Below are 11,345 nucleotides of genomic sequence, written 5' to 3'. Positions count from 1 at the left end.
GCGGGGGCACCCGGGGCCGGGCTGTTGGGCGCTGCCTCCGCCCGGGCCGCAGCCTGGGAAGCTGCTGCAGCGGTGACGGCAGCCAGCCGTTCCTGGGCACGCTGGCGGTCCAGCGCATCAACCCTGGCTGACTCGAGTGCCACCGTGGTGTTCTTGAGGCTTGCCAGCTGGTCCACGAGCACGGTGCGCTGGGCCTTCGCCTCGGAGACCGCCTTCGCCTGCGCCGCGTTGGCGCGTTCGGCTTCAACCTTGCGGTCTTCGGCGGACCTGGCCGCGTCGTCGGCGGCACGGTTGGCGTCCTCCGCCGCGGCAGTCAGCGACTGGGAGGCCGAGGCGGCGTTGTCGGCCGCCTCAAATGCCCGGCTCCGGCTGGCGGAAATGGCTTCGAGGGTGGCGGCCTGCTTCAGCACCTCGCCGTTCCCACTAACAAAAGTGCTCAGCGCGGGATTGAGTCCACCGTTGCGGTAGAGGGCCCCGGCCAGCTGTCCCACCTGCTTGCGGGTCTTCGCCTGTTCGGCCTGGGCAGATGCGGCCTTCGCCGAGGCAAGTGCGGCGGCATCGCGGCGGATCCCGAGCGTGACCAGGGCATCACCGTAGGCATTGTTGGCCTGCATGGCCGCGGCAAAACTGGCCTCCTGGGCTGCGGCGGCGTCGGCAAGGATCCGGTCGATTCTGGTGACCTGGTCCGCCGTCGCGCTTTCACTGGCTTTGGCAGCCGCGATCTCCTCGGGCGAGGGAATCTCCGGCGACGCCGGAACGCTGAGCGCCGGCTGGGCGGTGGCCGGTGGCGGCGCCGCCCCGGCGGGCAGGGCGAGGGATCCGAGGAGTACGACGGCGGCGCACAGCACAGCCGCTTTGCGGCCGGATCCGGTCAAACCCATCAAGTAACCTCGCAACAGTCAGGCTGGAGCGCGCGAGGAATTCAATGTCATCCGTGATTTTCACAGGGAAAAGCCCCGCTGCAGAGTGCCAGCACTCCCGAGGCTACGTGGCCGGTTGCAACTTTGGCAACACTGGTCACATCAATAACATAAACAACAACAGTGTGATTCCGTCGCATTTTCGGCTGGCGTGTCGGGAAAGGGGCGAAACGAGTAGTCGCCACGCTAGCGGCCGGTCGAAGGGCCGCCGTACGGTGAACAGGTTGGGGGGCCTGATCCGTTCGGGCGAGGGGATTTCTCATGCAACAGCGTCGCGGCCAACTGCTTTTCGCCGGGCATCGGAGGGGCAGAGCGGGCATCGTTGTCCTGCTCGCCGTGATGTTGGTGGTGATCGGCGCTCCCGCCCCGATGACGGCGTCGACCTCCGGCTACTGGGTGTCGGCGTCGTTTCCGGCCGCGGGTTCGACGCGCTTCACGTCTGCAATCGCCGTTCATCCGTCCGGGTCCAAGATCTACGTTCCGCATGCCCTCTACATGAGCTCGGGCAATGTCACGGTCCAGGATGCCGCCACCGGCGCCCTTCAGGCGACCATTCCGGGAGCGCTGAGCACCTCTGGCGTTGTGCTTAGCGACGACGGTTCGCGGCTTTACGTCGGCAGCGGCGGCCATACCCAGAACCCCCGCGACCCGGGCACGGCACCGGGCATTGTCCAGATCGTCGACACGCAGACAAACACCGTGACCGCGAGGATCGAGACGGATCGGGGCGGCGGACGCTTGGCCCTGTCGCCGGACGGGCGCACGCTCTACGGCGCCATGTACGAGGGCCGCAATGTCACCTTCATCGACACGGCTTCGAGCGCGATTGTCGCCAGAGTCCCGGTTCCCGGCCAGCCAGGAGGGCAGCTCGCAGTGAGCCCGGACGGGGGCACGCTCTACGTCGGTGACCTGCTGTCGGGAGGCATCCACGTGCTTTCAGTTGCGGAGCGGAGGGTTGTGAAATCAATTGAAACCGGCTGCACGGCAAGCTCCGCCCTCACGCTGAACCCTTCCGGATCGCGCCTGTACATCACGGGCTGCATCTACCCGGCCGTCGTCGGCATTGTGGACACCGCCACGGCGGTTTCGCATACAGTCCCGCTCACGGGCGTAGCCAGCGCAGTCGCCTTCAGTTCGGACGAGCGCACGGCCTACGTTGTCGACGGCAGCGAAAACGGCCACATCCTGGTCTTCAACACGGCCACCGAAACCGTCACCGCAACCTTCCCTGTGGGGCGCTCGCCGCGGGGCGTTGTCATCAGCCGCGACGGATCCACCCTCTTCATCGTCCACGCGGGTTCGGCCGTCTCGCGGGTTGCCCTTACGGGAGACGCGCGCCAGGCCTTTACCGACGTCCCCGCAAATGCCCAGTTCTTCCACGAAATCAGCTGGCTTTCGAATTCGGGGATCAGCACCGGATACCCGGACGGCTCCTTCCGGCCCCTGGACAGCATTCAACGCGACGCGATGGCCGCCTTCCTGTTTCGGAAGGCCGGTTCCCCGGCCTGGTTTGTTCCGCCCGCCGTCTCACCATTCAGGGACCTTGGTCCCGGGGACATGTTCTACAAGGAGATCACGTGGCTGGCCGGCCACGGCATCACCACCGGATACGAGGACGGCACCTTCCGACCCAGGACGCCGGTTTCGCGCGAAGCCATGGCCGCATTCCTCAACCGGTATGCCACTTCCGTGAACCGGGCGCCCGTCTACACTGCGCCGGCTACCGCGCCGTTCAGTGACGTCCGTCCCGGCGATCCCTTCCACCGGGAAGTGAGCTGGGCTGCTGCTGCCGGGATCAGCACAGGATATCCGGACGGCACCTTCCGGCCCGGCGCGCCGGTTTCGCGGGAGGCAATGGCTGCGTTCCTGTACCGGCTCACCAACCCGGACAAGCCCATGCCGCAGTAGCCAGGCAGGTGGGAACCGCCCCGTGCGGGCGCTACAGAAAAGCTCAAACCACCTCAGGCGTGCTGGTGGGACTCGTGCTCGGAGTGGCTCTCCGGCTCCAGCTGGAATGTGCAGTGCTCGGTGTCGAAGTGCGAGCCCAGGCAGGTGGCGAGCTTGTCCAGCACCTGGTCGGCCCCGCGGGCGCTCAGTACGGCGTCCTCCACCACCACGTGGGCGGAGAAGACCGGGACACCTGAGGTGATGGTCCAGATGTGGATGTCGTGCACGGACACAACTCCCTGCACGGACAGGATGTGCTCACGGATCATCTGGACTTCAACGCCCTTCGGGGTCGCTTCCAGCAGCACATCCACCACGTCGCGGAGCAGGTGCCACGCCCGGGGCAGGATCATCAGGGCGATGACGATCGAGGCAATGGTGTCCGCCGCCTGGAAGCCCGTCACCATGATCACCACGGCAGCGGCAATGACGGCGAACGAACCCAGCAGGTCCCCCAGCACCTCGAGGTAGGCGCCGCGCACGTTGAGGCTCTCCTTCTGGGCGCCGCGCAGGATCAGCAGCGACACCAGGTTGGCCACGGCGCCGAGGACAGCGGCCCAGAGCATCACGTCGGTCTGGACTTCGGGGGCCGAACCGATCCGCCGGATGGCTTCGGTGAAGATCACCACGGAGATCACAATCAGCACCAGCGCGTTGGCCAGGGCCGCGAGGACTTCGGCGCGCTGGTATCCGTAGGTCCGCTGGTCGCTGGCGGGCCGGGTGGCGATCCACGCGGCCAGGAGGGCGATGAACACACCGGCGGCATCGGACAGCATGTGGCCGGCATCGGCCAGCAGGGCCAGGGATCCGGAGATCACGGCCCCGACGACCTGGATCAGGACCACGGCCAGGGTAATGCTGAGGACGGCGATCAGGCGCTTGCGGTGCTTGGCAGTGCCCGTGGCTGAGAGGCCGTGCGAGTGGTTGTGGTCGTGTCCCATGCCTACAAGGCTAGCTAGTCCCAGCCAAGTTCGTGCAGCCGTTCATCGCTGATGCCGAAGTGGTGGGCAACCTCATGTGTCACGGTAATGGCCACCTCCTGGATCACCTCTTCCCGGGACGCGCAGATTTCCAGGATGGGCTGGCGGTAGATGGTGATGCGGTCCGGTAGCGACCCCGCACCCCACCACGCATCACGCTCGGTCAGCGGCACGCCTTCGTAAAGGCCCAGTAACACTGTGTCCGGGTCCTCGCCCGGCGGCGGGACGTAGTCGTCCTCGATGAAGACGGCCACGTTGTCCATGGCCTTGGCCACTTCCGGCGGGATGCGCTCCAGCGCGTCGCTGACGGCCGATTCGAAGTCCTCATCGGTCATGGGAAACGGTGCATCGTTGTCCGCCCCGTCCGGGACGATCGGCAGGCCGGGCGGCAGGTTGGCGGGCATACCAAGACTCTAGCGGGACCTGCGCCGGGTCAGCGCCACTCCCACCAGGCAAATCGCGCCGCCCACCAGGCCCCACACGGTGGGCACTTCGCCGAGCACAAGCCACGAGATGAGGATGGTGGTGCCGGGCACCAGATAGGTGGTGGCGGCCAGTTTACCGGCGTCGATGAGGGACAGGGCATACGCCCACGTGGTGAACGCAATCGCTGTCGGGAAGATCCCCAGATAAACCAGTCCGAGGGTGGCCGGCAGCGGGGCCTGCTGCAGTTCGGCCACCAGCTGGCCGGTGAACGGCAGGCAGCAGACGGCACCCACCATGATGCCGAACCAGGTGGCCTGGGCCGCCGGGAACTTCCGCAGCACCGGCTTCTGGACAATCACGCTGACGGCGGCGAGCACAGCGGCAAGGAGGCAGAGCAGCACGCCGGCCACATCCGCCGTCGAACGCTGGCCCGAACTGAGCGCGATCACCGCGACGCCGGCGAACGCTATCAGGCTGCCGATGATCAGCCAGCGCGGAAAGCCTTCCTTGAGGAGAATGCCGGCCATCACGGCCACCAGGATGGGGTTGACGTTGATCAGCAGGGCCGCGGTGCCGGCGTCCAGCAGGTGCTCGGCGGCGTTGAGGGCCACGTTGTAACCGCCGAACCACATAACGCCGTACGCGAGGATGGGCCACCATTCCCGCCCCTTCGGCAGCATCCGCAGCTTCGGCAGCACCACCGCACCGAGGACGACGGCGGCAATCGCCAGCCGTCCCAGGGTCAGGGAACCGGGGGAGAAGCTTGGGCCCACGGCGCGGATGCCCACGAAGGCGGAGGCCCAGAGGACCACCGTGATAACGACGGCGGCGACGCCCAGTTTGTTGACTGGCGCCTGCTTCGGAGAGGGGCTGGCGGCGGGCGGATTGCCTGGCGTCTGGGGTTGCGTCGGGGGTTGCGGGGCGGGTGCGGGGGCAGCGTGCGGGGACCCTTCGTGGGGGCCTGCGGACGGAGTGGGGCCGGGTGCGGCGGTTGTAGCCATGCTGCCAATCTAGCCCCCGCCGCGGCGGCGGGGCTGGCGGAAATCGGTCACGTCTAGTCGAGATCCTGCCAAAGTTGCCCTGCTACCGGCAGGTGCTTTTGCCGGGCTTCACCTCAGGACGCGCGCCGCGTCCTGGATGGCAGACGCGACGCCGTCCAGCACGGCCGATCCGTACCGCCACTGCTGCCAGTGCAGCGGGACGTCCACAAAGGACTTGGCGGCCAGGGTCTGCAGTGTTCGCCGGTCCAGGTCGTCGCCGATTTCAATTTCGGGAAGGAGGCCCCACCCCATGCCCAGCCGGATGGCCTCGCCGAACTCGTGTGCTGCGGGCACGTAGTGGCGCCGCGGTTCGACGGGTTTCCGGCTGAACCGCCGCAGGTAGCGGTCCTGCAGGTCGTCCTTGCGGTCGAAGATGATGACCGGCGCCTTCGCCAGTGCCTCCGCCGCCGCCGCGCCTTCGAACGCGGCCCCGCCGTCGAACCACTGCTCGGCAAAGGCCGGCGTGCAGACGGGCAGGTAGCGCATGACGCCGAGCCGGCGGGAAGTGCACCCCGGGGCGGCTTTGGCGGTGGCCGTGATGGCCGCTGCCGCCGCGCCGCTGCGGAGGAGCTCCAGCGAATAATCCTGGTCCTCGCGCAGGATTTCCAGCTGGACCGTCCCGGCCACCGCAGCCAGCCCGGCCATCGCCCACGTGTGCAGCGAGTCGCTGTTGATCACAAGGGTGAGGCGGGTGTCCGGATTGGTGGCTCCCGGCTGCAGTTCATCGGCGAGATCCGCCGAGAGCATCTCCAGCTGCCGGGCGAACCGCACCACGGCCTGGCCTGACTCGGTGAGTTCGATCGGCCTGGTCCTTCTCAGCACAGGACGGCCGACGGCCACCTCGAGGGCGCGGATGCGCTGGCTGACGGCGGAGGAGGTAACCGACAGATGGCTGGCGGCGGCATCAAAGCTGCCCTTCGCGACGATGGCCGCCAGCGTCCGGGCCTGGTCCGGCTGGATGTCTATCATTAGCTCATCTTATCTATCCGCAGAATGTTTAACTGGTTTCATGCTGGGGTTCCTCCTACCGTTGTAAGGGTGATCCTCCCCGTTCTCTCAGGCCTGGCCAGCGGCCTCTCGCTCATCGTCGCCATCGGCGCCCAAAATGCGTTCGTCCTCCGCCAGGGCCTCCAACGCTCGCATGTCGCCCTGGTCATCGCCGTCTGCGCCCTCTCGGACCTGGTGCTGATCGTGCTGGGAGTAGCGGGCATCGGCGTCGTGATCGAACAGGCTCCGGCGGTACTGGAGGTGGTGCGCTGGGCCGGTGCTGCCTTCCTGGCGGCCTATGGCGCCTTCGCCGCCTGGCGCGCCGTCCGCGGGCAGGCACTCGGACAGCTCGGGACGGGGCAGTCCGCCGGCTGGGCCGCGGTCCTGGGAACCGGCCTGGCTTTCACCTGGCTGAACCCGCATGTGTATCTGGACACCGTGCTGCTCCTCGGGTCAATCGCCAGCACGCACGGACCGGACGGCCGATGGTGGTTTGCGGCCGGCGCGGGGCTGGCCAGCGTCGCCTGGTTCACCGCTCTGGGCGTTGGCGCGCGGTTCCTTGCTCCGGTGTTCCGCCGCCGGAGCGCCTGGCGCGTTCTCGATGCCGTCATCGCCGTCGTCATGGTGACCATGGCCATCCTGCTGGTCGCCTGAATTCGGTCCGTTCCCCTGCCTCGGAAGGTCGTTCCCCTGCCCCCGGGCCGCCGGAAGGGCCGGGAGGGCCGGTCGGCCCTTGTCCGCTGAACACCGCGGGTTCACGCTTGCTGGTATGAAAGCCTACGCAGCCTCGGCCCGTGACAGAAGGCGCGCCGCGATCGGCACAGCGGCCTTCGCCGTCGCCCCTGCGACTGTGGCCGGCGTGGTTCCATGGCTCCTGACCCGCTGGGAGGTTGCGGCGCCCGTCCCCGGCGGTGTGCCTGCGCAGGTCGGCGGCGCCCTGTTGATTGGTGCAGGGGCGGCGGTGATCGCGAACTCCTTTGTGCACTTCGCCGTGGAGGGCCTCGGCACACCCGCACCGTTTGCCCCGCCCAAGCACCTGGTGGTGGGTGGACTTTACCGGTACGTGCGGAATCCGATGTACGTGGCCATTGCCGCTGCCGTTGCCGGGCAGGGACTCCTGCTGGGCCAGCCAGTGCTCTACGTAGCCCTGGCCGTCGGCGCCATTCCGGTGGTGGCGTTCGTCAGGTTGTACGAGGAGCCGGTCCTGGCCCGGAAATTCGGTGCCGACTACGAGGAGTACCGCCGGAACGTTCCGCGCTGGCTGCCCCGGCCCACACCGTGGCGGCCGGAGGGTCCGGAGTCGGCCCGGGGCTGAGGAGTTTCCGCCAGGGCCCCGGACCTCGGCGGCGTGCTACTTTCCCCGGCCGGTCCACTCCAGCAGCCGGTCCAGCGGCCAGGTGGTGACGATCCGTTCGGCGGGCACGCCGTTCGAAGCGGCACGCTCGGCACCGTACTGCAGGAAGTCCAACTGACCCGGCGCGTGCGCATCGCTGTCGATGCTGAAGAGGCAGCCGGCATCGAGGGCCAGCCTGATCAGTTCGTCCGGCGGATCCTGCCGCTCGGGCCGGGAATTGATTTCGACGGCGACACCCCGCTCGGCGCACGCTGCGAACACCCGCTCGGCGTCGAACTCGGACTGGGGCCGTGTTCCCCTGGACCCCTGGACCAGCCGGCCGGTGCAGTGGCCGAGGACGTTCATCTGCGGATCGCTGATGGCGCCCAGCATTCTGGCGGTCATGGTGCGCCTGTCGGAACGAAGTTTCGAGTGGACGCTCGCTACCACGACGTCCAGCCGGTCCAGCATGTCCGGGGACTGGTCCAGGGTCCCGTCCTCCAGGATGTCCACCTCGATGCCGGCGAGCAGGCGGAAGTTGCCGCCGCCGTCGTCGTTGTTTATGTCCGCCACAATGTCGAGCTGTTCGGTGAGGCGTTCGGCGCTGAGGCCGTTGGCGATCTTGAGGCTGGGGGAGTGGTCCGTCAGGGCGAGGTACTCCCGGCCAAGGGTGCGCGCGGCGTCCGCCATCAGTTCGATCGGGGACCCGCCGTCGGACCAGTCGCTGTGGCTGTGCAGGTCCCCGCGGAGTGCCGAGTGCAGTTCGGTGCCACCGGCCGCGAGTGGCTGCTGCCCCCGTTCGCGAAGGCCTTCCAGATAGTCGGGGACGCCGCCGTCGACTGCCTGCCGGATCACTTCGAAAGTCCTGTCCCCGATGCCTTTCATGCTTTTCAGCCTGCCGGTGCGGGCACGGGCCGCAACTTCGGCCGGATCCAGGCCGCCGATGATGCCGGCTGCTTTCCGGAAGGCCTGGACCTTGAACGTGGGGGCCAGTTCGCGTTCCAGCCAGAAGGCGATCTCATTGAGGGCATCAACGGCATCCATCAGTCCATCTTGCACCCGCCCGGCGCTGAATTCTGCCCCGACTTTCCAACCGCGGGGTGCCGATTTTGGATATTCCCAAGGTCTGCCCTACACTTTTATAGTCCAGTTCGGAGCAACTCGAAAGGGCGGAAAAGAAAGGCTTCGGCCCTTTATTTTTGCCCTGAATGAGCCGGATTGAGTTCAGGCCCCCATCGTCTAGCGGCCTAGGACACCGCCCTTTCACGGCGGCGGCACGGGTTCGAATCCCGTTGGGGGTACGCAAGGAAGTGGTCAAACCGGATGAAAAAGTCTGGTAGGCTGGAAGCCTTGAAAAAAGCAGTAGAGAAACTGTGAAGCAAGAAACAAGCAAGGCCCTGTAGCGCAGTTGGTTAGCGCGCCGCCCTGTCACGGCGGAGGTCGCGGGTTCAAGTCCCGTCAGGGTCGCTCTGATTGCCAGAAGAAATTCCGGCCATCAAGGTGACATGTCACCTAGGCTCTGTAGCTCAGTTGGTAGAGCGTTCGACTGAAAATCGAAAGGTCACCGGATCGACGCCGGTCGGAGCCACCACTGGGAAGCATCAGTTCTTCGGAACTGGTGCTTTTCTTCTTTAACGCCCGTGGAGTATCCGGTGCTTGTCCGTGGATCCTGACCCTGAAGGTTTGGATCCGCGGACAAGCTTAGGAATGCCGGGCCAAGCCGGCGCGTTGAGCCAGCCCGCCCGCCCGTTCGCCCGCGCGGTTTCGACGCGCCAGCCCGCGCGCCCGCCCGCGCGGTTTCGACGCGCAAATGTCCCTGCGACGCGCAAAACTTCCTGCGACCCCCATATATCGGGTGCGCCAGGTAATTTGCGCGTCGCCAGGCGATTTGCGCGTCGTGAGGATCAGGCCGCCAGCAGCCCTGATTGTGTTCCTGCCGCCACGGCCCCCGCACAGCGGAGACGCCCTGCGGTCCCCATGCTGCGCTGCCCACACGCCCCGGCCTCAGAAAGTCCCGGCGGCCTCAAACGACGGCATTAGGGCTCTTCCAAAATTAGTCGTTGACAGGATCCGAGTAACGCGCGTAACCTAAATCACACGTTCGAAGTAACGCGCGTTACCAAAAGAATTTCAGCTGGCCAGGGCGGCCAGTGTCGGCAACATTCCGGAGCATTCAATGGCGAAGAGCACACACGCAGCGGCGTCGGCACCCGCAGCCCATGCGGCCGCGGCCCGGCCGGCCACCAGCGCCCCCGCCAGCACGGGTGCCCCCGCCGCCCAGCGCGGGGTCACTATGGCGGACGTGGCCAAGGCTGCGGGAGTGTCCCGCACCGCGGTGTCTTTCGTCCTCAGCAACCGGGAGAACGCCAGCATCTCCGAGGAAACCCGCACCCGGATCCTCGAAACCGTCCAGGTCCTCGGCTACCGTCCCAACGCCGGTGCACGTGCCCTCGCCTCGCAGCGCAGCGACTGGTACGGCATCGTCACAGAGATCGTCACGGCACCGTTCGCCGTCGACATCATCAAGGGCGCGCAGGACCAGGCCTGGCTGCACCGCCGGTTCCTGCTTATCGCACCCTCGGACCAGGCGGATGCAACGGGACCGAACCAGGGCATGGAAGATGCAGCCGTTGAGAAGCTGCTGGAACAAAGGGTGGAAGGGCTTCTCTACGCGGCCACCTACCACCGGGCCGTGCACGTTCCGAAGAGTGCCAACGAGGTGCCCACTGTCCTCATCAACTGCTTCGACGCGGACGGGAAGCTGCCCTCGATCGTCCCGGACGAACGCGCCGGGGGACGCGTCGCCGTCGAACGTTTACTCCAGGCCGGGCACTCCAGGATCGGTGTCATCAACCTGGATCCGGACATTCCCGCCGCCGTCGGGCGTTTGGAGGGGTGCCGGGAAGCGCTGGCCGCCGCAGGGCTGGAACTGGATCCTGAACTCGTGGTCTCGGGGCACGCGACGGCGGATGGCGGTTACGAGGCCGCCTGCGAAATCCTCGACAAGTACCAGGCCGGGGCAGGCAGGCCAACTGCCTTGTTCTGCCTCAACGACCGGATGGCTATGGGCGCCTATGACGCCATCAAGGAGCGCGGGCTCGCCATCCCCCAAGACATCGCCGTGATCGGCTTCGACAACCAGGAACTCATTGCGGCCTACCTCAGGCCCAAGCTGACCACGGTTGCGTTGCCCTTCGAGGAGATGGGTGCGCTGGGTGTCCAGACACTCGCAAGCCTTACAGCAGGACAGCCGATCACTGCACATCAGCAAATGGTCGACTGTCCGCTGCTAGAACGCTATTCAGTCTGACGGCAAATCAACTACTGAACAGCAACCCCTAACCACACCTTCACCTTCACAGCGAAGAAGAGGAAAGAGATATCCATCATGACACAAGCACGATTCCTGAGGTCTGCCCGCATTGCGGCGGCCGGCCTGGCCATGGGCGCCCTGGTGCTCACAGGATGCTCGGCCAATGCAGGCAACTCCGGTTCCGCCAAGGCTGACGGCTCGGCGCAAAGCGCCCTCCTGACCATTCCCCGCGAGGACATGGGCACGTTCGTCCGCAACTTCAACCCGTTCGCCCCCACAGTGGCCCCCATGACCCAGCAGGCCATCTACGAATCCCTGCTCATCTACAACCCGGCCAAGGGCGACACCACCCCGTGGCTGGCCAGTGAATGGAAGGCGGCCGGGGACGGCAAGTCCATC

General features: G+C 66.7%; 9 protein-coding genes, 3 tRNA genes and 2 pseudogenes. 8 read left to right on the top strand and 6 right to left on the bottom strand.

Annotation, left to right across the window (positions count from 1 at the left end):
• Positions 1–881, bottom strand: a pseudogene (locus BS38_RS0123720) (C40 family peptidase); the annotation flags it as partial.
• 300 nt (positions 882–1,181) lie between these two features.
• Between BS38_RS0123720 and BS38_RS27785 the strand changes: the two are divergent.
• The gene (locus tag BS38_RS27785) at positions 1,182–2,828 is read left to right on the top strand and encodes an S-layer homology domain-containing protein (RefSeq protein ID WP_081819045.1); all 1,647 of its coding nucleotides are present in this window, start codon (positions 1,182–1,184) and stop codon (positions 2,826–2,828) included.
• 53 nt (positions 2,829–2,881) lie between these two features.
• Here the strand turns inward: BS38_RS27785 and BS38_RS0123710 are convergent, their stop codons facing one another.
• The 4 genes from BS38_RS0123710 to BS38_RS0123695 form a co-directional block, all read right to left on the bottom strand.
• Positions 2,882–3,808, bottom strand: coding sequence for a cation diffusion facilitator family transporter (locus BS38_RS0123710; RefSeq protein WP_028272983.1), 927 nt, complete (start codon positions 3,806–3,808; stop codon positions 2,882–2,884).
• Positions 3,809–3,822: 14 nt separating this feature from the next.
• Positions 3,823–4,251, bottom strand: coding sequence for a metallopeptidase family protein (locus BS38_RS0123705; RefSeq protein ID WP_028272982.1), 429 nt, complete (start codon positions 4,249–4,251; stop codon positions 3,823–3,825).
• A gap of 9 nt (positions 4,252–4,260) precedes the next feature.
• A complete protein-coding gene (locus tag BS38_RS0123700; RefSeq protein WP_028272981.1) occupies positions 4,261–5,274 on the bottom strand; it encodes a DMT family transporter in 1,014 nt (337 codons plus the stop codon).
• A gap of 108 nt (positions 5,275–5,382) precedes the next feature.
• Entirely contained in the window at positions 5,383–6,282 is a 900-nt protein-coding gene (locus tag BS38_RS0123695) for an ArgP/LysG family DNA-binding transcriptional regulator (RefSeq protein ID WP_028272980.1), read from the bottom strand.
• A 69-nt stretch (positions 6,283–6,351) separates the two neighbouring features.
• Here BS38_RS0123695 and BS38_RS0123690 point away from each other — a divergent pair, with 69 nt between their 5' ends.
• Both BS38_RS0123690 and BS38_RS0123685 read left to right on the top strand, forming a co-directional pair.
• On the top strand, positions 6,352–6,954 hold the full coding sequence (locus tag BS38_RS0123690; protein WP_028272979.1) for a LysE/ArgO family amino acid transporter: 603 nt from the start codon (positions 6,352–6,354) through the stop codon (positions 6,952–6,954).
• Between the two features lie 115 nt (positions 6,955–7,069).
• Positions 7,070–7,615 (top strand): methyltransferase family protein, encoded by a 546-nt coding sequence (locus BS38_RS0123685; protein WP_028272978.1) that lies wholly within the window; start codon positions 7,070–7,072, stop codon positions 7,613–7,615.
• 36 nt (positions 7,616–7,651) lie between these two features.
• On the opposite strand, the gene BS38_RS0123680 is transcribed toward BS38_RS0123685, so the two are convergent.
• Positions 7,652–8,677: a PHP domain-containing protein gene (locus tag BS38_RS0123680; protein ID WP_028272977.1), complete on the bottom strand. Its 1,026-nt coding sequence runs from the start codon at positions 8,675–8,677 to the stop codon at positions 7,652–7,654.
• 184 nt (positions 8,678–8,861) lie between these two features.
• Here BS38_RS0123680 and BS38_RS0123675 point away from each other — a divergent pair.
• From BS38_RS0123675 to BS38_RS26320, 5 genes and pseudogenes are all read left to right on the top strand, one after another.
• Positions 8,862–8,934 (top strand) — tRNA-Glu (locus BS38_RS0123675).
• A 92-nt stretch (positions 8,935–9,026) separates the two neighbouring features.
• Positions 9,027–9,100, top strand: a tRNA-Asp gene (locus BS38_RS0123670).
• A 48-nt stretch (positions 9,101–9,148) separates the two neighbouring features.
• Positions 9,149–9,224: transfer RNA gene (locus BS38_RS0123665), tRNA-Phe, on the top strand.
• 702 nt (positions 9,225–9,926) lie between these two features.
• Positions 9,927–10,943, top strand: a complete 1,017-nt coding sequence (locus tag BS38_RS0123660; RefSeq protein WP_028272976.1) for a LacI family DNA-binding transcriptional regulator — start codon at positions 9,927–9,929, stop codon at positions 10,941–10,943.
• Between the two features lie 78 nt (positions 10,944–11,021).
• A pseudogene (locus BS38_RS26320) lies at positions 11,022–11,345 on the top strand (ABC transporter substrate-binding protein); the annotation flags it as partial.

Origin of the sequence: Arthrobacter sp. UNC362MFTsu5.1 (genome assembly GCF_000685965.1) — a bacterium.
In the GTDB taxonomy this organism is placed as follows: domain Bacteria; phylum Actinomycetota; class Actinomycetes; order Actinomycetales; family Micrococcaceae; genus Arthrobacter.
Note: the sequence above shows the minus strand (reverse complement) of the source record. Positions and strands in the feature narration are given on the sequence as shown.